This window comes from Psychrobacillus psychrodurans (genome assembly GCF_050209195.1).
In the GTDB taxonomy this organism is placed as follows: Bacteria; Bacillota; Bacilli; order Bacillales_A; family Planococcaceae; genus Psychrobacillus; species Psychrobacillus psychrodurans.
On record NZ_CP189791.1, the window covers coordinates 3,604,944 to 3,625,264 of the forward strand.

Below are 20,321 nucleotides of genomic sequence, written 5' to 3' on the forward strand. Positions count from 1 at the left end.
GGAAAAAGTAGGCGATATTATGGAATTTCAGAAAATGAAAGAATACTTGCTTGAGCAAATGGGAACGAAGCAGTTAGTCAGCGCAACCATTAGTCAACCACGCGCAAAGTCAAATGAAGTGAAACGTGTTAAATTAAAACCGATTGAGATAAAAAACACCTATCATATCCAGCTAGAATACCAATATGAACGAGTGTTAAAGCATGAAAATATCACATTAAATGCTTTTACAGAGAAATTAGATGAACTCTTAGAACAGTTCCGTCAACTTCATATAGATTTCAAAGCGGAAAAAGTACAGGCTCAGCTTTCTAAGAAAAACAAAGTCATATGGAAATCTGAGAAAGCAATAGACACCAAAACGGTAGACCTATCCCATAACCGTAAAAAGAATTATCTGTTGGATGAAAATACACCATACCCATTTCTTATACGATTAGGTGTTCAGACACCTGACGGAAAAGTCAAAAAGCAAAAGTATGATAAGTTTAAGCAAATAAATCGGTTCATCGAGTTTATAGATGATACACTAGCCTACTTGCCAAAAGATAAAACCGTTCGAATTCTCGATTTTGGATCTGGTAAATCTTATTTAACATTCGCATTGTATCATTATTTGAAAATCGAAAAAGAGCTTGATATTCGTGTTACTGGACTTGATTTGAAAAAGGAAGTTATTGAAGAGTGTGCAAAAATTGCCGCTGATTTAGAATACGATCAGTTAGAGTTTCTAGTAGGAGATATTAACGACTACAACGACGAAACTGCTGTCGATATGGTTGTCACGCTTCATGCCTGCGATGTTGCAACAGATATGGCACTTTCAAGAGCTGTCAAATGGAATGCAAACGTAATTTTAAGTGTACCTTGCTGCCAGCATGAATTAAATACACAGCTAGATGCACCAGGGCTTCATATTATGTTAAAACATGGCTTGATAAAAGAACGTTTTGCTGCTCTAGCAACGGATTCCATTCGAGCAGAGATTTTGAATATGGTTGGATACGAGGCACAATTAGTTGAGTTTATCGATATGGAAAACACACCAAAGAACATATTGATACGTGCTTATAAGACGGGCAAAAAACCTACTTCTGAACAAATCGCCAGTTATCAGCAATTTAAACAAATGCTGAATGCAAAGCCGTTTTTGGAGAATGAATTGAAGGATTATTTGAATTGATATCGAATGAAATACTATACCGCCGGAGGATCTTATGATGAAAGAACCAACAATTAAAAAAGTTGCTTATGGTGTAGCTATGGCCATTGCAATAATCGTTGTGCATTTTATTGATGCTCGTGTTTATGCAATGCAACCTATTTTCGCTTTATTTTTGGCAATTTTCGTTACTTATCTTGGTATTGTGTTAATAAATAAGTCTAATAAATTTGATCAAACGATATCAAGGGCTAAATATAATTTAATAAATGCTGGAGTTGTATTTGTACTTTTTATTGCTTATTTTACGATTTCCAGATAGGAAAAACTGGCAAATAGACGTCTAGTTTAAGCCTAAAACCTGTTTCTATCGTTTCCGAAGGGCTATGGACAGACATTTTACTATATGATTAACGAGGGAATTTTTAAGGATGCTGGTTGGTTGTGACGTTCGCCACAACCAACCAGCATCCCTTTTTTTCATTAATCTAATGGCTTTTGTCCCGCGTTAACGGGCAGTAGATAACTGCCCGTAAAAGCCCGAATGGTTCAACTATCAATAAGTGGGGGATGAAGCCCCACTTATTGAAGTTTCACTTTATCTGTCCGTCGCCCTTCTACAACTCTTAGAAACAGGTAAGCACGTTTTTGGATAACTAGAGAAAAAATACTCTCCTATTCCCAGAGAAAGCTCTCGAGATACAACTTCGTTCGCTATTTCGCTTCTTTATTTAGTGAACACTTATTATTTCACTGTGTATTTCCAATCAAGGAGCGTAGCGAACGAGGAGGCTCGACCTCGCCCGCGGAAAGCGTCCACCTGAAACGGAAATCAGTAGTATTATTCATTCTTTTAAGTCCCATGAACTCAGTATTCATACTACATTTTATATACTTTCTTTTATAGTTCCTGACGTAATGCTTGAATCACATCAATTTTAGTTGCTTTGCGAGCTGGTCTCCAACCAGAAATCATTGCTACTCCGATACTAATAGCAGACGCTAAAACTACTAGCTGCCACGGGATTAATGAAAATGTAATAGATAAGTCTTCAAGTCCATCCTCCCCTAATGCAGCCCCAACAACCATCGGAAGAAGCCAGTTAGCTAGGTAACTCACTGCGTATGAAATAACGACCGCCAGCACAGTACCAATCATTCCAATCCATGCACTTTCCATTAAGAACAATCGTTGAATCAGCTTTGGGCTAGCTCCAATTGCTTTCATCACACCAATTTCACGAGTTCGTTCGGTTACAGCCATTGTCATTGTGTTGAAAATACCAATAGATGATATAAGAATTGCAATAGTTCCAACGAATATTAGTCCAATTTTAAAGGCCATAAAGAACACATCGATTTGCTCTAATTGCTCTGAAACAGAATATACATTATAGCCCATATCCTTTAAATCTTTTGTTACTGATTTCACATGCTCTAAACTAGATGTATAGATTTTTGTGGTCGTATAAGTGAAGTCTTCGGGAATTCCTTCTTCATTTGCTTCATAAGCTCCCGTTAATTCCGGTAACCAGGATTTATCCATTAAAATACTTTGATCTACAATCCAATCTTTCGCTGGATTATCAGTTACTCCTACTACCTTAAAATCCCATTGTTCGGGGAATGCTTCTTCAGAATCATATGGTTGTAATGATAATGAAACTGTTTTACCTATAATCGACTTTTCATACCCCTTTGGTAGATCCGCCTCTTCTCCTCCTTCCTCTACTTTTGCACGTTCTGCTTCTGTCCATAAATTCTGCGCAAAGTGATACCCTACTATTATTTCGGATTCATTTTGCGGTAATCGACCTTCTGATAATTTAAGGTTTGATTGTTCTTCCTCTTTTATATCAGTTAACTGCAAGTTTCCTTGTATTGTACGATCCTCCAAATGAAAGCTTGTCATAATATCCATGCTTGTTCTTTGAACGATTGCACCAACATACGGAACAGTTTTAATTTCTTCTAGATTTAACTCTTCATTTTCATTCGGGTAAACTTCCACTTCTGTGATAGCTTGATCTTGTAGGATTTCCTCTCGCATCGTATCTTGTATACCAAATCCAATGGAAGCTAATACGATTAAAAATGCACAACCCATTGTAGCCGCTAGTACTGTCATAAATACACGTAGTTTATTTTTTTTAATATGTTGGCGAACAAAGTCGACCTGATCTTTAAATAACATTATAGAACTTCCTCCTTCACTAATTCCCCGTCACGCATTTTAAAGGTTCTATGTGCAATACTTGCCACTTCCTCGTCGTGTGTGATCATCACAAACGTTACTCCTAGTGTTTTATTTAAATTTTGTATTAGTAATAAAATATCTTGCTCAGTTTCGGAATCTAGGCTCCCCGTTGGCTCATCTGCAAATAGGATGGGTGGGTTTGTTATTAAGGCACGCGCAATACTTACACGTTGCTGTTGCCCCCCAGATAATTCATTGGGATAATGGTCTCCAACCTCCGTTAACCCCACCTTGTCCATCATTTGCCCGACACTTGCTTTCCTTTTTTTCGGGGATATACCCTTTAGCTTTAGTGGAAGCTCTACATTTTCAAAAGCTGTTAATCCAGGCATCAGTTGAAAATTTTGAAAGATGAAGCCAAAATTATTTAAGCGGAACGCTGCTCTTTCAGTTTCATTTAAATTAGCTGTTTCTTGTCCATTTACTGTAATTGAGCCTTGTTCTGGACTCATAAATCCTGCTATCGTATGAAGTAAAGTAGACTTACCAGAACCACTTTTCCCTACAATCGCCACGATTTCTCCTTGCTTTACGTCGAAAGATAGCCCTTTCAAAACCGGTACTTTCTTCTCTTTCCCTTTTTTTCCTATTAAAAATGTATGATTCACTTGCTTAACTTGTATCATTTATTGACCCTCCTATTTCGCTACTCCACTCATTGTACCCACCATTTCTTAACATTCTAGAAGGATAAAAATGAAGAAATTCTTAAGATAGCCCGAAATGTGAAGGATGCCCGATAGCCTCGACAAGCGTTGGAAGAATGACGGTAAAGGCGTCCTTTGCCTTTATCCGACATTCTGAAACGACTCGAGAGGCTGGCGTCCGGAACTGGACACAGTGAAATGTGAAAGCGCCTGACAGCTGAACAATAAAATTAATAAAAACCAGGTAAAAAGACTCCTCTTGTCCTTTAAAAACAGAAACATAGATATGCCGTTGAGTGTAGCGAAGGGCGGACGCTTTCCGTGGGCACAGCTTCAGCAGTTTCCGTTGCTCCTGCGCAAGCTCGTCGCAAAAAAGATTTTCGCTAGCTCCGTTCAGGGTCTTCAGCTCGCACTGTTCGCACTGGAGTCGCCGTCCTGTGCTCCAATTAACCATGCACCTAAAGTAAACCGATAATTGAAGTCAATAGCACTTACTATTTCATCATGTAATTGGAAATAAATAATGTGAAATGGATGCTATTACAAAGAAATTTTACCGTCCGCATTTAACATTAGATGACAGCATAAATAAAATTGGACCTCTCTTTCCATCTAAGCGATAGGCTTTGCCCAATCTTATAATGGAAGGCTACACACTTGTTAATTGAAGTGAAATGTGGCGACTCCAGCGGGATAAGCGAGAAAGTCGAGACCCTACAGGTACGAGGAGGCTCGGCCTCGCCCGTGGAAAGCGTCCACATGAAACGGAAATCAGTAGGATTACTCCTTCTCCATAGTCACATAAACCCAGTGTTCATAAGAAATAATTGGGTTTACTATACTGTAAAATAAAAAAGTGCACAAAGTTTTCACTTCGTACACTTTCATTACTTTATTATATTTTAATAGCCACTCTTTTTGTAAGCTGGCGAATGAGCCATAGAACTATGAAAATTATTACTACTACACCTAGTATTGCTATTGGTAACGAAAAATCATAGGAAGAGAATCTGTCTGGCACTGTCAGTCCTAACCCTATACTTAATAATGCATTTTCTAAAAGTACCAAGACAATTGAAATACCGATAAACACTATACCGACTATCACACCAAAACGATAGAATGCACTACCTATTAACCAACCTAGTAGATAAAACGTTAAGAGGTTTAAAATAACAATGAATATCGCTAATAACCAGTTACTTTGAGGATCAACATATGGTGCTATAATAATGGATTGAATGATTTCAGCGATTATCCCGTCATCTTCCATATTAACTCTTTCTCCAAAAGTGGTCGTGAATATAGTAGACATATTAAATATTTTCAAGATAAATAATTCAATAACAGAAACTATGCTTGTAATCACTGGAAGTGCAATAGAAAGGCCTACAGCAGCAAGCGTAGCTCCTTTAAAGTAATCTTTTCTCGTCACCCCATTACTGACATAGTGAGGCAAAAGTCCATAGGATGAAATAATACCTATAATAAGCATAAATATATTAGCAGCTACAAATGTCGAGACAAAATACACTTCTATATCATTATCACTGTTTATAGCTAATACTGCTTTTACTACATGAATAGCTAACATTATTCCCAAGAAGCCGAATGCCCAAAATAATTGAACCCAGAATAAGTCCGTTGCTACCTTTGAAAAAATCGATGCTTTTTTCAACCTAATCATCCCCCTCTGTCAAATGTATAAACAGATCTTGTAGTGAAATTGGACCAACCTCAAGGCCCTTTTGCTGAGCTACTTTTCGATCACGATCATTCAGTTCTCCGAATACCATAACGGACTTTGTATTACCCAATTGTTGTGTATTAAGCTGTTTCATCGACAGGACAAATTCATCTACAACCTCTTTCGCTCCTGTTATGGAGGACCCTTTGGTTATTAGTGATTCAAAATCCTCTTGCAACACGATGCTCCCTTTATGCAAAATGATCACTTCATCAAACAAATAATCCATTTCGGATACTAGATGTGTTGATAGTATAATGATGCGTGGATGGTTTGATTGATCTTCTAGCAGTTCACGGTAAAATATATCTCTAGTGGGGGCATCCATTCCAAGATAAGCCTCATCAAATATCGTAATCGGAGATCTGCTTGCTAAACCGATCGTTACATTTAAAGCGGATTGCATACCCTTTGAAAATTCTTTAATCGGTTTTTTCAATGGAAGTTTAAACTTCCCCACTAAATATTCAGCGTATTTCGCATCAAACTGTGAACGATATCGTGCTACATACTTTAATGCTTCTTTTACATTATCTGATTCATCCTTATAGTCCTTACTGAAAATGAAAGATACATCCTGCATAATTTTTGCATTCTCGAATGGAACTTCGCCACCTATCGAGATAGCCCCACTCGTTTGCTCTTGGAACGATGCCAAGATAGACAGTAGAGAGGTTTTTCCAGCTCCATTTCTTCCTAATAACCCGTAAATTTTTGGTTCATTCAACATAAACGAAACATCCTTTAATGCGGGGTAAGAACCATATGTTAAGCTCAAATTGTTTACTAAAACATTTAAAGTCATTCTGATTCACTCCTCTTCACTTTGTTTATTAGCTGTACGATTTCTTTTTCAGTTATACCTAATTTCTCAGCTTCTCTCACTAGACCCACAATATAATCATCTACGAATGCGTCTTTCCGTTTTTGGACTAACATTCCTTTAGCTCCTTCTGCTACGAACATTCCTATCCCTCGCTTTTTAAATAATATTCCTTCTTCCACTAATTGATTGATCCCTTTTGATACAGTTGCATGATTAATTTTGTAAAAGCTAACTAATTGATTCGTAGAAGGAGCCTGCTCTCCTTCTTTTAGTTGATCGTTTACAATTTGATCTTCGATTTTTTCTCGTATTTGCAGATAGATCGGTTTGTCATGGTCGAAAAGTGTGCTCATTACAATAACCTCTCTCCTTATCACTTATATGGTTATACACCTATGTATATAACCATAACAGGTGAAGTATTTTTCGTCAAGCAGGCACATTATAAAATTAATAAAGGTCAAACTTTCTTCCACCTACCCCCGTCTAATATTTAATACGTTCGAACGTTATAGTTAGAAAAAGGAGCACACCTCTGTCATGACAAAATCAGAAAAGTTTAAACTAGTGGAAAACTATATAATTGAAAACCAAAATGCCCATTATCGACTTGCCTATAGCTATGTAAAAAATAAAGAATCTGCTCTTGATATTATTCAAGACAGTATTATGAAAGCTTTAAGATCAATTGATTCCCTTGAGCAAATCGGGTATTTAAAAACGTGGTTTTACCGTATTTTAATAAATACTTCCATAGATTTTATTCATAAAAACAAGCGAATGATTGTAGTGGAGGATGAAGTTTTAGACTTTCATTTACCCTCACACGAAATGGATGTACCAGATATCGACCTTTACGAGGCAATCGATCATTTAACACCCAGACAGAAAACACTGATTATACTTCGTTTTTTTGAGGATATGAAAATAGAGGATATCGCTGCAACACTTGGTGTAAACCAAAACACAATCAAAACAAGATTATATGCAGCTTTAAGGAAATTACGCACGAATATGGAAGAGAAGGTGAAGGTATGAGTAAGTTAAATGAATCTAAAAAACAATATGATGATATTGAAATCCCAACAGAACTGCAGCAAGTAGTAAGTAAATCCATTCAAAATGCAAAAAAGGAACAATCGAGAAAAATGCCATCTTTCAAAAAGTTTGGAATTGGATTTGTTGCTGCTGCTGCAATTTTTATAGCGAGTGTCAATATGAATCCCGCTCTTGCTCAAACATTGTCGACGGTGCCTATTCTTGGCTCCATCGTTCAAGTCATATCGATACAGGAAATCACTATAGATGAAGACACATACAACGCAGATTTAAAAGTACCAAATGTTACCGGATTAACTAATAAAGAGCTAGAAAATAGTTTGAACGAAAAGTATATTGCAGAAAACAAAGCACTTTATGAAAGCTTTCAAAAAGAGATGGAAGCCCTGAAAGAGGTTGGTGGCGGTCATCTTGGTGTCGTATCTACTTATGAATTAGTGACAGATACAGATGAGATTCTCTCGATTAGCCGTTACGAGGCGAATATAGTAGGTTCTTCATCAACTACTATGAGAACAGATACAATCGATAAGAAAAATGAAGTACTCATCACATTACCTAGTCTATTTAAAGACGACCACGGATACATCGAGACAATCTCCACTTATATTAAAGGAGAAATGACAAAACAGATGGCTGAAGACGAAATGAACATGTATTGGATTGCCAGTGAAGAAGAAATTGGCTTTGAATCCATTCGTCCCGATCAGACATTTTCTATTACTGCAGACCATAAGCTAACGATTTCTTTTGATAAATACGAGGTCGCTCCTGGTTATATGGGGGTTATTACATTTGAGATACCAACTGATGTCATAAAGGATGAGCTAATCAGTGATTATTATATTAAGTGATTCTAATGATATTTGACCGATTTTCTATTTAATTCTACCGATTTTAAAACTCACACTCACAAAAAAAACTGCTCCTTCACAAGAGATTGTGAAAAAGAGCAGTTTTTTATTTAAGAAGGCATTGGTGTATCAGTTGGAGTAGCATAACCATCTTTATACGCTTCATCAATTGTATTGCGAATTTCTACTAGTGACTTTCCTTCTTGGATCATTTGGATGGAAGTGATTGCCGTTTCTAGGCAGGCAGCACAACGAGTTCCATGATCATCCCAAACGACTTCTCCATTTTCTTTGATTTCATGGACGAAGCAGTTGAAATTATTTTTGTGATCTGCACTATCTCCGCAGCCACAGTAGCAAGGCATCCATTTGAGTACATCATTGGCCTTTGCAGCAGCTTGATAGACAAGCTTCATATCCTCAGACTGTGTATCTAAGAATGCAGGCAATATGTCAGTTGATTCTGTTGTTTCCTGTAAATCTCCATTTTCTAGATGACCTACGTGATTCTCATGTTCTTCATGGTTTTCCTTCTTATTTTCTTGTCCACATGCGGACAACAATAATATACAAGCAAGTAGAATAAATAATGTTTTTTTCATATAAGAAAACAATCCTTTTTATTTATTATCTGTCTAGCTTCAGACGCCTAGCACCTCGAGTCGCTTCAGACTTGCGAATAAAGGCAAAGATCGCCTTTATTGCAATTCTTCCAGCGCTTGTCGGTGCTTACTCAGGCGCTTGCATCCCTCTACATTACGGTGTCTGTTACTTTTCTTTCATCCACTTAAATCATATTTTCAGGTATGACAATTTCATCAAATTTATCCGCAGTCAGTAAGTCTAACTCAATAGCCGCCTCTTTTAATGTTGTGCCATTTTTATGGGCATGTTTTGCAATCTTAGCTGCATTTTCATATCCGATATAGGGATTTAATGCAGTAACGAGCATTAGTGAGTTATCTACGTGATGCTTAATCGTATCAAGGTTAGGTTCAATTCCAACTGCGCAGTTATTATTAAAGCTTAAAATTGCATCACTTAATAAGCCAACTGATTGTAGGAAGTTGTGAATGATCACCGGTTTAAAAACGTTCAATTGATAATTCCCTTGGCTTGCAGCAAAGCTAATAGTTGTGTCATTTCCCATCACTTGTGCAACAACCATTGTCATCGCTTCACTTTGCGTCGGATTTACTTTTCCAGGCATAATGGAGCTTCCAGGTTCATTTTCTGGAATAGAGATTTCACCAATTCCAGAACGCGGACCACTTGCAAGTAAGCGTACATCATTCGCAATTTTCATCAAGTCAGCAGCTAATGCTTTTACAGCACCGTGTACGTAAACAACATCATCATAGCTTGTTAAAGAATGAAATTTGTTTTTAGCAGATGTAAATTCTATACCAAGTGCCTTAGAAATTTCAGCCGCTACTTGATCTCCAAAGCCTTTTGGTGCATTTAACCCAGTTCCAACAGCTGTACCACCAATTGCAAGTTCCTTCATATCTTCTACACTTTGCGAAATCATTTTCGCTGATTTTTCCAGCATTCTATGCCACCCACTAAACTCTTGCCCAAGCGAAAGAGGTGTTGCATCTTGTAAATGTGTACGCCCAATTTTGATAATATCCATAAATTGCTCAGATTTTTTTCCAAGCGTTTCCTTTAATACATCAATTGCTGGTAGTAGCTGGTTCTCTACTGAAAGCACTCCAGCAATATGCAGGGCTGTTGGGAACGTATCATTCGAACTTTGTGATTTATTTACATCGTCGTTAGGATGAAGACGTTCTTCGCTTCCTTTTTCTTCAAGTAATTGGTTTCCTCTACGAGCAATAACTTCATTTACATTCATATTGGACTGAGTACCACTACCCGTTTGCCAAACAACTAACGGAAAATGCGCATCTAGTTTTCCAGCAAGTATTTCATCTGCTGCTTTTGCAATAGCATCTTTTTTTGCTTCTGATAGATTTCCTAGCGAATGACTAACGATTGCGGCAGATTTTTTTAAAAGGGCTAAACCATGAATTACGCCAATTGGCATCTTTTCCGTACCAATTTTAAAGTTATGTTTGGATCTTTGCGTTTGTGCTCCCCAAAGACTATCTTCTGGAACATTAATTTCTCCCATAGAGTCGTGCTCAATACGATAAGACATTAACCTCGCTCCTTTTAAATCCATTTATTTTGTTTTTCTTCTAGCATTGCTAAAAATTCATCCACTACCTCCGGGTGAAATTGAGTGCCTTTTCCACTTTCCATCTCTTGAATGGCCTCTTCAATCGTCATCGCCTTACGGTACACTCGATTCGTGGTCATTGCATCGAATGCATCCACCACTGAAACTATAGAAGCTTCTATAGAAATTTCATTTCCTATTAAGCCATGTGGATATCCCTTTCCATCATACCTTTCATGATGTTCTTCTACAATAAAAGCGGCTTTGCGTATTCGTTCTATTTCATGATTTCGCATCATCTCTGCACCCAAAGTTGTATGCATTTTAATGACTTTCCATTCATCGTCTGTTAGTTTACCCGTTTTATTCAATATTTCTATAGGAATTGCCAACTTACCGATATCATGAAAATATGAGCCCATCGAGAGAATAGCCACCCCATGGCCATTTGGTCTCATTCTTTTCCACAGCTCAATAGAATAATCACGAATTCGCGTGCAATGATGATATGTATACCCGTCCACCTCTTGAATTCGCTTAGCATCACGTTGAATAATCTCACGCTCTGAAAAACTTTTCTCAAATGTCGAAGAAGTCATTTCAAATAAAATCTCCACATGAGATTCAGTATTACAAGTTACTATTCCCCCATACTTATTTACATCAATTACATCACCGCGATGCAAAGTAGACTTTTGACCATCCCAATCTATTTCAAGTTCACCATTTAAAATTGTATAACGCTCCACAAAATCAGCGGAATTATTTGAGTTATAATAAACCCAAGTTGTTGTATTAGGAAACAATGTGTATAAAGAGTAAGAAATATTTTCTGCATTTCCAAGGTATGTAGTAACCGATTGATCTGTAAATACTCTTGGTAGATATGCTTTCATTCGTATATCTTGTATCTGTTCAACTGTTAGCATATATTACCCCCCTATTCCTATGACAACATTCAGCTTTATCTGCTTTTATTATACAATTCAATTAACTTAAATGAAATACAATAAAAAGAACCTATGAATATTTTCATAGGTTCTTTGAGGTAAAACGTTATGCAGTTTCATTCACATTTTTTATTTCTTCCGTTAATCGCTCTATACTTGGACGGATATTCCCTTTACCCGCATAGCTTTCAAGCATTTCCTTCACATCAATTCCAGAGGATGCTTTCAGCGTTTCTTGTAGTGTAGACATTAAATTCGTTGCATATGAAGTGACTTTATTGGCTCCTCCACCTTCTCCACTACCAGTGTCGACAACCGTAATTTTGTCGATATTTGAAAGTGGACTCGCAATTTGTTTAGCGTATTCAGGAAGCATATGAACGATCATATCGAGAACAGCTGCTTGACCGTACATTTCAAAAGCTTCTGCAATCTTACGTTTCGCTTCAGCTTCTGCAAGACCTTTAAGTCTAATAACATCCGCCTCTGATTCCCCTTGTGCTCGTTGAGAATCTGCTTTTGCTTGACCATCTAAACGAACTTTCTCTGCATCAGCTTTTGCTTTAGCTTCAATTCGATACTTCTCTGCATCAGCCTCTGCTATCTCACGTGACTTAGAAGCTTCTGCATTTTGTTCAATGGCATAACGATCTGCATCGGCTTTTTTCTTCACCTCAGAGTCATATTGCTTCTCACGACGTAGAATCTCTTTTTCTTCTAGCTCTATTTGTTTTTGACGCTCAATAATTTGAATTTGCATTTCTTGCTCAGTTACTTCTTGTTTAGAACGTGCTGTTTCTAATTCATACGCTTGGTCGGCACGAGCTTTAGCAATGTCCTGCTCACGGCGATATTCCGCTACTTTCAACTGATTATCCTTTTCCGCTTCAGCAATTTCCGTAGCTCTTTCGATTTCAGCCCTTTGTGCATCCTTAGAAGCTTCTGCACGCTTAATACGTGTTTCTTTTTCTGCCTCTGCTGTTGCGATATCCGCATCACGCTTAACTTGTGCAATTCTTGGCTTCCCTAGCGAGTCCAAATATCCGTTTTTATCACGTACGTCTTTTATTGTAAAAGAAACAATGATTAATCCCATTTTTGCTAAGTCTTGAGAAGCTACACGTTGAACTTCCTGTGAGAATTTGTCTCGATTTTTGTATATTTCCTCTACGGTCATCGAACCTAAGATGGAACGTAGATGACCTTCTAATACTTCCTTCGCTTCGTTTTCACGATCTGCCTTTGATTTACCTAAAAACTGTTCAGCTGCTGTAGCAATTTCGGAAATAGAACCGCCAATTTTAAAAATTGCTGTTCCATCCGCCATTACAGGAACACCCTGTTCGGTATAAACTTCAGGTGTAGTAACTTCTAATTTACTAGAAAGTAGACTAAGCGGTTCAGCTTGTTGGAACACTGGAAATATAAACGTACCTCCACCACGAATAATCTTAATGCGATTACCAGATTCGTCTGTATGCACATTCTTAGAGCCTAGATAACTTCCTGTTACAATGAGTGCCTCATCGGGTCCTACCGTACGATATTTCGTAATAAAAACAGCTAAGATTGCAACTATAACAAACACTACTATCCCAATCACTATCAACATTTCCATTTGCATTACTTTTCCCCCTCTTGTCTATACTAATGGTACATATTCTTTTACTAAAAAAGTTCCATTATCAAAATCAATGATAAGTACCTGTTTATTGTATTCAATCTCTTCATTGTCATAGCCTGCTGCTCGTTTAGAAATTACTCCATTTACCGTTTCAATTACTATTTCTCCAAACCCATCCGATGGTATCGGAATTATGACTCTTCCAACTTGGCCTTGTAGAGATTCATTTGTATATGCTGTGGAAACCTCCGCAGAAGCGAGTGGAACTAATATAAAGAAGTATAGTAAGAAAGTTAATATACTAGAAATAATAAGAGCCGCAAGAATAACAATTTTCTCGTCCCAATCTGTTAGTTTTAATAGGATAAAACCTGAAGCACATATAAATAGTAAGAAAGACAGAATCGTTGTTGGGTTGAAAATGCCACTATCCATACCATCAATTGCATCAGCAAATAACACATACAAAATAGTGATTAAACCTATACCGATTAATCCATATAAAAAAACTTGTTCTATATCACTCACCCCTTTCCGCGAAAAAAGTTATCTTAATTGTATATACGGAGATACTTTCAGAAAGTTTCATATATTTACCTTTTTTTATAATTATAATATTAATCTTTGTTTAAATTGCATTTTAATTCTATAAATTCCGACAAAAAATGGTTTTTTTCGAACAAAAAAGCGCTTATTTGTTCAATTACAGAACTCTAATGTTACAGTATTGTAAATTTGGCTAATACAGAGTAAAAGTTGTGTTGATTTTGTAAATTTTTTGTTATGCTATTTTAGGAAAAAGTAAACATATTAAATAAGTCCAGGAGGCTTTTATGATTAGTTCAAAAAAACCAGATCCATTTTTCGTATCTCTATTAAAAATTGCTGAAAACGTACGTGATAGTGCTCATTATGCAGATGACTTTCGTATTAATACGGCTGCAGATTTAAAAGAAATTAGTGTACATTTAAAAAATTACGAAACCGCAGGAGATACATTAATTCATGAATTGATCGTTATGTTAAATAAATCCTTTATGACTCCAATTGAACGTGAAGATATCCTTGAACTTGCGATTCGTATGGATGACATTTTAGATGGCATTGATAATTTCACTGCACACCTGGAAATGTTTTCATTAATTGAGATTGATGAATCAATGCGCACATTCTTAGGTTATATTGTCAAAAGCACAGATGAGATCGTTAAAGCAATGGGACTTCTAGCAAGTAAGAAGCTTTTAAAGATGCACGAACATTCTATCCTTATTAAAGATTACGAAAGAAAATGTGATGAGGTACTTCGTTCATCAATTAAACAGTTATTTTTGAACGAAAAAGATCCAATTCGCATTATTCAGTTTAAAGACATATATGAACAACTAGAAGAAATCGCTGATTATTGTCAAAACGTAGCAAATACGTTGGAAACAATTATCATGCGAAACGCGTAGGGTGTACGCATATGGAAACAGTATTTATATTAACCATTCTAGTAGTAATATTCGCTCTTGCATTTGACTTTATCAATGGGTTTCATGATACCGCTAATGCCATTGCTACATCGGTTTCTACAAGAGCACTAAAACCTAGAGTGGCTGTTCTAATGGCCGCAATTATGAATTTTGTTGGCGCTTTAACATTTACCGGAGTAGCTAAAACAATTACTAAAGATATTGTAGATCCTTTTGCCTTGCAAAATGGTTCTCTAATCATTTTAGCTGCATTACTTTCCGCGATTATTTGGAACTTAGTTACATGGTATTTCGGGATTCCTTCCAGTTCATCTCACACGCTGATTGGTTCTATAGCCGGAGCAGCAGTATCATCTGCTGGCTTTGCGATTTTAAACTGGGAAGGTTTCATTAAAATTATTCAAGCGTTACTCATTTCACCATTTCTAGCGCTTGCTGTCGGCTTTTTAATGATGTCATTATTCAAAGTCATATTTAAAAATGGGAGTTTATATGGGACAAACAAAAGGTTCCGTATATTCCAAATTGGTACGGCTGCTCTTCAATCCTTTACGCATGGAACAAACGACGCTCAAAAAGCTATGGGTATTATTACAATGGCTTTAATCGCAGCGGAATGGCAAACGAATGACGATATTCAATTATGGGTTCGTATCGCTGCAGCTACTGCAATGGGTCTCGGTACTTCTATTGGTGGATATAAAATTATTAAAACCGTCGGCGGTAAAATTATGAAAATACGTCCAATTAACGGGGCAGCGGCTGACTTATCTTCTGCAATGATTATTTTCGGGGCAACTACAATTCATTTACCTGTTTCTACTACACATGTTATTTCTTCCGCAATTATGGGAGTTGGATCAGCGCAACGTGTGAAAGGCGTGAAATGGGGAGTTGCTAAGAAAATTGTCTTAACTTGGATTATTACTTTACCAATTTCTGCTGCAATGGCAGGTGTTATTTTCCAAATACTAAGTATATTCTTTTAATAAAAAAATGAACCCTTGTCTTTTAGGACAAGGTGCTGCACCCCAAAAGTTAGAGTAAAAAAATCTAACTTTTGGGGTGTTTTTTCTATGGCAAAATATAGTGAAGAATTTAAATTGCAGGTGGTACAAGAATATCAAAATGGTCTTCTTGGGTTTAGTTTACTAGCGAAGAAATATGAAATTCCAAATAAATCACAAATCAATAAGTGGGTACGTGCTTATAAGGAATTTGGGGTAGAGGGCTTATCCAGAAAAAAGACAAAGCAGGTTTATTCTGTTCAATTCAAGCTCGATGTATTAAACTTTATGAGACAAACAGGTGCTTCTTATCAAGATACGGCAATTGAATTTAATATGAATAATCCAGCGTTAATAGTGAGTTGGAGCCGCATTTTTTTAAAAGAAGGGATAGAAGGCCTGCAAGAAAAAGCGAAGGGACGGCCTCCTATGTCTAAAAAACCCAAAACCAAACCTACCAAACAAGAAAGTACAATGTCTCGTGAAGAAGAATTAGAACGTGAAAACGAGCTTCTTCGCCTTGAGGTCGCATATCTAAAAAAGTTAAAAGCTTTTCAGGAGAACCCGGATGCCTATCTCGAAAAGTACAAGCTACGTTGGCATTCGAACTCAAGCAAGAAGGATTCCGATTAAAAGATGTACTAAAAATCGTTGAGATTCCTGAAGCGACCTATCATTATCACATCAATCAAATGAACAATGAAGATTCAGATCAGGAATGGAAAACACTGATTTCAGCACTATTTGAAAAGCATGAAGGACGATATGGTTATCGTCGAATCCATGCGGAATTACAAGCGCAGGGACATGTGATTAATCATAAGAAAGTACAACGAATCATGAAGGAAATGGATTTAAAGTGTGTGAAATTCGTTCGTAAATCTCGTTATAGATCGTATAAAGGCAAAGTAGGTAAAGTCTCAAAAAACCGTTTAAACCGCCGATTCAAAACGCCACACGCCTTACAAAAACTTGTGACAGATGTAACAGAACTCAAGTGTACAGGAGAAGAAAAACTATATTTAAGTCCGATTATGGATTTGTACAACTGTGAAATCATTAGCTTTAGTATGTCTAAACGTCCTACACTTGACTTTGTGATGGCATCTTTAGAGCAGGTAATACCGATTATTAAAGCGCACGCAAATTACCGTACAACGATACATTCGGATCAAGGATGGCATTATCAACACAATACTTGGGTGAAGACTTTAAAGCGAAACAAGATATTCCAGAGTATGTCTCGTAAAGCAACGTGTGCAGACAATGCGGCGATGGAAAACTTCTTTGGCTTACTCAAACAAGAAATGTATTACGGTGAAGAATTGATGTCTTATGATGCGTTAAAACAAAGGATTGAAACGTACATCAATTACTATAACAATGAACGGATTAAACAAAAATTAGCCGGCATGAGTCCTGTAAAATATCGAACTCATGCCAGCCAATTAGCTGCATAATAAAAACTCTAACTTTAAGGGGTCACTACCCAAGGGTTCATTTTTTGTTTGGGAGTTAGTAATTGTATTACATTGATGTGGCACTCTCATATAACAACGAATTCCTCTTGTATAGAAGCTGAGTTCTCTCTATAGCCGGCATGGCGGTCACACTCACTCTTTTGGCAGAGAATCTCCCTAATAAGCACTCTATTCTTTGATCTTTAAACCTAATGATTTGGCAAAGCCAACCGCTTGTTCGGTGGAAACCGTACAATTCTGCATTTGATCTAGTGAAACAGTTAGTTGTTCATATGTATTCGAGCTTAGATCGATTCCTGATAAGGCAGTGCCTGTGAAATTCGCTTCATTTAATTCACAATCCTCAAAATTGACCTTATCAAATGTGGCTTCTATAAAATCTGCACGGTTAAATGCAATTTTAGTGAAGGAGACTTTTTTCAATTTAGAAAAGCTCATACTCACATAGTTAGCAACTGAATCTACTATTTTCACTTCGGTCATTCTACTCTGTGAGATGTTAGCCCCTAATAATTTCGAGCCCCGAATTTCCACTCGGTGGAACACCGCATCGCCAAAATCGACATTAGATAAGTCACATTTCTCGAACAGGCAATCTATAAACTCCACCCGATGAAAACGTACTCCCTCCAAGGAAATATGCTGAAAATGAATTTGGTCAAATATAATCTTTTCTTCTTGCTCCCGGTCTAATTCTAATGTTGTAACTAGTCCATTAGATACATAATTGTCTTCTAGTAGTGCTCTTTGCACGTCTAATATATCTAATGATTTTGAGATTTTCGGTGAAGCTATTTTCAATGGAATCCCTCCTGTGGAATTGCTATTCATATTCTATCATTATATTAGTATTTTTGACTCTTTTTGCCTTACAATGTAACTAGGTTTTATTTGAGGAGGAATTTCATGACAGGCTTGTCCAAAATAGTGACACGTCACTATAAGTTGATTTTGGGTATTTGGTTACTTTTATTTGCAGTCTTAGCTGTATTGGCTATTCGTTTACCTGGCCTATTAGAAGGTGATGGATTTAGTACAGACGGAGAACATGCAGAAGTGATGGACGAATTAACGAAAACATTTGATTTTCCAGCAGAGTCCCTATTTGTAGTTTTTGATCAAACGTCCAATAGTACGATTGAAGAAACGTTAAAGGAGATAGAACAATTGGAACTTGCAGAATCTATCCAGTCTCCTTTAACGGATGATTCTTTATATAAAGATCATGTTGCCTATGCAATGCTTCATTTCGACTCCGATGCTGATATGACAAGTGTGGTTGATGACATCAGAGAAGCTATTGACGGAGAGCAAGGCGTTACGTTAACTGGTGGTGCAGCTATTAACAAAGACATTAATAGTGCCAGTCAAAAAGACTTAGCTAGTGCTGAGGCAATAGGCTTACCGATAGCTATAGTCGTATTACTACTTGCTTTTGGTAGCGTCGTCGCAGCCTTTATCCCACTTGCAGTAGGAATTGTGACGGTGGTTTCTGCATTTGGAGTGATGACCTTATTTAGTGAAGCGATGGATTTATCCATTTTTGTTATGAATATTATTCCAATGCTTGGATTGGCATTAAGTATTGATTTTGCCCTGTTACTCATTAATCGATACAAAGAGGAGTTAGCAAATCATTCGATAACCGAAGCTGTACAGACTGCTGTTCAAACAGCTGGGAGGTCCATTATATTTTCAGCGCTATGTGTATTTATTGGTTTAGGAGCAATGCTTGTCATGCAAGTAGAGATATTCCAAAACATCGCACTCGGCGGAATGCTAGTCGTGACGATTGCAGTACTTTCGTCTGTTACCCTACTCCCTGCTTTATTAATGCTATTAAAAGACCGTATAAACAAATGGACGATTATTCGCGTTAAGCCAGGTGCTACAACTAGATGGCGTAATTTCGCTTCTTTCGTTATGAAACGTCCCGTGACATTGATACTTGTGGCACTTATTGTGTTAGGTATTGGTATAATTCCCGTAAAGAATATGGAATTGACTATTCCCCAGGTGGATTCACTGCCAGAGTCATATGATTCTAGACAAGCGTATGAATTGATGGACAAACAGTTTGGTTTAGGGGAACAGTCCACGGTTTATATGATTGCAGATCGCCCAGATGGTTGGGATAGTACTGCTGGATTAGAGGACATAAAGAATATAGAAGACAAACTACTTGCAGATAATGATGTCTTGTCGGTTGACACTATTTTCACAGCAAGCGAGATCCCAACTGTAGAGCAATGGGAACAAAGCCTATCTGTGCCAGAAGTCGAGGTACAACTAACTCCTTTGATGGATACATTTGTTCAAGACAATAAGTTACTAGTACCTGTGTCCCTAAACTTAAACGGTTCTTCTAATGAAGCACAAGACTGGGTACGAGAATGGTCAGAAAAAGATTTAGGAGTCGACTTTAAGTTAGGGGGTCAACCTAAATTTAACCAAGAAATTTTCGATGAGATATTCGATAAAGTAGGATGGTTATTAGCAATTATTTTAGGCTCTACTTTTATCATCTTAATGATTGCATTTCGTTCTATTCTAATACCTTTGAAAGCAATTATTATGAATATCATCGGTTTAGCTTCCACTTTTGGAATTCTCGTATATATATTCCAATATGGACATTTTGGAATTGAAGAGACCACGATTGCATTAATAATTCCTGTTATTGTGTTTAGTCTCGTATTTGGCTTAAGTATGGACTATGAGGTATTTTTAATCTCTCGTATACAGGAAGAGTATTTAAAGCATCAAAACAATACATTAGCAACGGTTGATGGTTTGACTTCGACGAGTAAAATTATTACTTCTGCCGCTTTAATCATGATTGTTATTACGGGTGCCTTTGCGTTTACAGACGTAATGCCTGTTAAGCAAATTGGGGTAGGTATAGCAATTGCAGTAGCGATTGATGCATCTATCATTAGATTATTACTTGTTCCAAGTTTAATGAAGCTTTTCGGCAAATGGAACTGGTGGCTGCCTTTTAGAAAAGGACCGTATAAAGCGAAAAAACTACATTAATATTTTCTGTC

At 37.1% G+C, this 20,321-nt stretch carries 20 protein-coding genes; 9 read left to right on the forward strand and 11 right to left on the reverse strand.

The window, feature by feature from the left end; genetic code table 11:
• Positions 1 to 19 precede the first annotated feature (19 nt).
• Both ACQCPR_RS17810 and ACQCPR_RS17815 read left to right on the forward strand, forming a co-directional pair.
• Positions 20 to 1,183, forward strand: coding sequence for a class I SAM-dependent methyltransferase (locus ACQCPR_RS17810; RefSeq protein ID WP_427137697.1), 1,164 nt, complete (start codon positions 20 to 22; stop codon positions 1,181 to 1,183).
• Positions 1,184 to 1,220: 37 nt separating this feature from the next.
• Positions 1,221 to 1,484, forward strand: coding sequence for a hypothetical protein (locus ACQCPR_RS17815; RefSeq protein WP_090566246.1), 264 nt, complete (start codon positions 1,221 to 1,223; stop codon positions 1,482 to 1,484).
• A gap of 579 nt (positions 1,485 to 2,063) precedes the next feature.
• Here ACQCPR_RS17815 and ACQCPR_RS17820 read toward each other — a convergent pair.
• From ACQCPR_RS17820 to ACQCPR_RS17840, 5 genes are all read right to left on the reverse strand, one after another.
• Positions 2,064 to 3,356 (reverse strand): ABC transporter permease, encoded by a 1,293-nt coding sequence (locus ACQCPR_RS17820; RefSeq protein WP_427137698.1) that lies wholly within the window; start codon positions 3,354 to 3,356, stop codon positions 2,064 to 2,066.
• A complete protein-coding gene (locus ACQCPR_RS17825; protein ID WP_427137699.1) occupies positions 3,356 to 4,045 on the reverse strand; it encodes an ABC transporter ATP-binding protein in 690 nt (229 codons plus the stop codon). Before ACQCPR_RS17825 ends, ACQCPR_RS17820 begins: the two co-directional genes overlap by 1 nt.
• A 916-nt stretch (positions 4,046 to 4,961) precedes the next feature.
• Complete coding sequence (locus tag ACQCPR_RS17830; protein WP_090566234.1) at positions 4,962 to 5,744, reverse strand: hypothetical protein; 783 nt, start codon at positions 5,742 to 5,744, stop codon at positions 4,962 to 4,964.
• Between the two features lies 1 nt (position 5,745).
• Positions 5,746 to 6,618, reverse strand: coding sequence for an ATP-binding cassette domain-containing protein (locus ACQCPR_RS17835; RefSeq protein ID WP_090566230.1), 873 nt, complete (start codon positions 6,616 to 6,618; stop codon positions 5,746 to 5,748).
• Positions 6,615 to 6,992, reverse strand: coding sequence for a GntR family transcriptional regulator (locus tag ACQCPR_RS17840; protein ID WP_090566227.1), 378 nt, complete (start codon positions 6,990 to 6,992; stop codon positions 6,615 to 6,617). Before ACQCPR_RS17840 ends, ACQCPR_RS17835 begins: the two co-directional genes overlap by 4 nt.
• A 187-nt stretch (positions 6,993 to 7,179) precedes the next feature.
• On the opposite strand from ACQCPR_RS17840, the gene ACQCPR_RS17845 reads away from it, so the two are divergent.
• Positions 7,180 to 7,677, forward strand: a complete 498-nt coding sequence (locus ACQCPR_RS17845) for an RNA polymerase sigma factor (RefSeq protein WP_090566223.1) — start codon at positions 7,180 to 7,182, stop codon at positions 7,675 to 7,677.
• Positions 7,674 to 8,552 carry a DUF3298 domain-containing protein gene (locus tag ACQCPR_RS17850; protein WP_427137700.1) on the forward strand — a complete coding sequence of 293 codons (879 nt, stop codon included), beginning with the start codon at positions 7,674 to 7,676 and terminating at the stop codon, positions 8,550 to 8,552. Before ACQCPR_RS17845 ends, ACQCPR_RS17850 begins: the two co-directional genes overlap by 4 nt.
• A gap of 110 nt (positions 8,553 to 8,662) precedes the next feature.
• Here ACQCPR_RS17850 and ACQCPR_RS17855 read toward each other — a convergent pair whose 3' ends face one another.
• From ACQCPR_RS17855 to ACQCPR_RS17875, 5 genes are all read right to left on the reverse strand, one after another.
• Entirely contained in the window at positions 8,663 to 9,154 is a 492-nt protein-coding gene (locus ACQCPR_RS17855; protein WP_427137701.1) for a PCYCGC motif-containing (lipo)protein, read from the reverse strand.
• Between the two features lie 185 nt (positions 9,155 to 9,339).
• The gene (gene fumC / locus ACQCPR_RS17860) at positions 9,340 to 10,716 is read right to left on the reverse strand and encodes a class II fumarate hydratase (RefSeq protein ID WP_090566216.1); all 1,377 of its coding nucleotides are present in this window, start codon (positions 10,714 to 10,716) and stop codon (positions 9,340 to 9,342) included.
• A gap of 14 nt (positions 10,717 to 10,730) precedes the next feature.
• Positions 10,731 to 11,666 (reverse strand): HD-GYP domain-containing protein, encoded by a 936-nt coding sequence (locus ACQCPR_RS17865; protein ID WP_090566213.1) that lies wholly within the window; start codon positions 11,664 to 11,666, stop codon positions 10,731 to 10,733.
• Positions 11,667 to 11,793: 127 nt separating this feature from the next.
• On the reverse strand, positions 11,794 to 13,311 hold the full coding sequence (locus ACQCPR_RS17870) for a flotillin family protein (protein ID WP_090566210.1): 1,518 nt from the start codon (positions 13,309 to 13,311) through the stop codon (positions 11,794 to 11,796).
• A gap of 18 nt (positions 13,312 to 13,329) precedes the next feature.
• Positions 13,330 to 13,839 carry a hypothetical protein gene (locus tag ACQCPR_RS17875; protein WP_427137702.1) on the reverse strand — a complete coding sequence of 170 codons (510 nt, stop codon included), beginning with the start codon at positions 13,837 to 13,839 and terminating at the stop codon, positions 13,330 to 13,332.
• A 305-nt stretch (positions 13,840 to 14,144) separates the two neighbouring features.
• Here ACQCPR_RS17875 and ACQCPR_RS17880 point away from each other — a divergent pair, with 305 nt between their 5' ends.
• From ACQCPR_RS17880 to ACQCPR_RS17895, 4 genes are all read left to right on the forward strand, one after another.
• Positions 14,145 to 14,765 (forward strand): DUF47 domain-containing protein, encoded by a 621-nt coding sequence (locus ACQCPR_RS17880; RefSeq protein ID WP_090566204.1) that lies wholly within the window; start codon positions 14,145 to 14,147, stop codon positions 14,763 to 14,765.
• An 11-nt stretch (positions 14,766 to 14,776) separates the two neighbouring features.
• Positions 14,777 to 15,775 (forward strand): inorganic phosphate transporter, encoded by a 999-nt coding sequence (locus ACQCPR_RS17885; RefSeq protein ID WP_427137703.1) that lies wholly within the window; start codon positions 14,777 to 14,779, stop codon positions 15,773 to 15,775.
• An 87-nt stretch (positions 15,776 to 15,862) separates the two neighbouring features.
• The gene (locus ACQCPR_RS17890; protein WP_427137164.1) at positions 15,863 to 16,426 is read left to right on the forward strand and encodes a transposase; all 564 of its coding nucleotides are present in this window, start codon (positions 15,863 to 15,865) and stop codon (positions 16,424 to 16,426) included.
• Positions 16,390 to 17,253, forward strand: coding sequence for an IS3 family transposase (locus ACQCPR_RS17895; protein ID WP_427137165.1), 864 nt, complete (start codon positions 16,390 to 16,392; stop codon positions 17,251 to 17,253). The genes ACQCPR_RS17890 and ACQCPR_RS17895 overlap by 37 nt, the downstream gene beginning before the upstream one ends.
• A gap of 189 nt (positions 17,254 to 17,442) precedes the next feature.
• Here ACQCPR_RS17895 and ACQCPR_RS17900 read toward each other — a convergent pair whose 3' ends face one another.
• Positions 17,443 to 18,075: a pentapeptide repeat-containing protein gene (locus tag ACQCPR_RS17900; RefSeq protein ID WP_427137704.1), complete on the reverse strand. Its 633-nt coding sequence runs from the start codon at positions 18,073 to 18,075 to the stop codon at positions 17,443 to 17,445.
• A gap of 105 nt (positions 18,076 to 18,180) precedes the next feature.
• Here ACQCPR_RS17900 and ACQCPR_RS17905 point away from each other — a divergent pair, with 105 nt between their 5' ends.
• Positions 18,181 to 20,310, forward strand: a complete 2,130-nt coding sequence (locus tag ACQCPR_RS17905; RefSeq protein WP_427137705.1) for an MMPL family transporter — start codon at positions 18,181 to 18,183, stop codon at positions 20,308 to 20,310.
• Positions 20,311 to 20,321: the final 11 nt, after the last annotated feature.

What these genes read in the sequence shown, in the direction of transcription:
- ACQCPR_RS17810 (WP_427137697.1), top strand. Translation starts at nt 20, where the DNA reads ATGGAATTTCAGAAAATGAAAGAATACTTGCTTGAGCAAATGGGAACG.
- ACQCPR_RS17815 (WP_090566246.1), top strand. Translation starts at nt 1,221, where the DNA reads ATGAAAGAACCAACAATTAAAAAAGTTGCTTATGGTGTAGCTATGGCC.
- ACQCPR_RS17820 (WP_427137698.1), bottom strand. Translation starts at nt 3,356, where the DNA reads ATGTTATTTAAAGATCAGGTCGACTTTGTTCGCCAACATATTAAAAAA.
- ACQCPR_RS17825 (WP_427137699.1), bottom strand. Translation starts at nt 4,045, where the DNA reads ATGATACAAGTTAAGCAAGTGAATCATACATTTTTAATAGGAAAAAAA.
- ACQCPR_RS17835 (WP_090566230.1), bottom strand. Translation starts at nt 6,618, where the DNA reads ATGACTTTAAATGTTTTAGTAAACAATTTGAGCTTAACATATGGTTCT.
- ACQCPR_RS17840 (WP_090566227.1), bottom strand. Translation starts at nt 6,992, where the DNA reads ATGAGCACACTTTTCGACCATGACAAACCGATCTATCTGCAAATACGA.
- ACQCPR_RS17845 (WP_090566223.1), top strand. Translation starts at nt 7,180, where the DNA reads ATGACAAAATCAGAAAAGTTTAAACTAGTGGAAAACTATATAATTGAA.
- ACQCPR_RS17850 (WP_427137700.1), top strand. Translation starts at nt 7,674, where the DNA reads ATGAGTAAGTTAAATGAATCTAAAAAACAATATGATGATATTGAAATC.
- ACQCPR_RS17855 (WP_427137701.1), bottom strand. Translation starts at nt 9,154, where the DNA reads ATGAAAAAAACATTATTTATTCTACTTGCTTGTATATTATTGTTGTCC.
- fumC (WP_090566216.1), bottom strand. Translation starts at nt 10,716, where the DNA reads ATGTCTTATCGTATTGAGCACGACTCTATGGGAGAAATTAATGTTCCA.
- ACQCPR_RS17865 (WP_090566213.1), bottom strand. Translation starts at nt 11,666, where the DNA reads ATGCTAACAGTTGAACAGATACAAGATATACGAATGAAAGCATATCTA.
- ACQCPR_RS17870 (WP_090566210.1), bottom strand. Translation starts at nt 13,311, where the DNA reads ATGCAAATGGAAATGTTGATAGTGATTGGGATAGTAGTGTTTGTTATA.
- ACQCPR_RS17880 (WP_090566204.1), top strand. Translation starts at nt 14,145, where the DNA reads ATGATTAGTTCAAAAAAACCAGATCCATTTTTCGTATCTCTATTAAAA.
- ACQCPR_RS17885 (WP_427137703.1), top strand. Translation starts at nt 14,777, where the DNA reads ATGGAAACAGTATTTATATTAACCATTCTAGTAGTAATATTCGCTCTT.
- ACQCPR_RS17890 (WP_427137164.1), top strand. Translation starts at nt 15,863, where the DNA reads ATGGCAAAATATAGTGAAGAATTTAAATTGCAGGTGGTACAAGAATAT.
- ACQCPR_RS17905 (WP_427137705.1), top strand. Translation starts at nt 18,181, where the DNA reads ATGACAGGCTTGTCCAAAATAGTGACACGTCACTATAAGTTGATTTTG.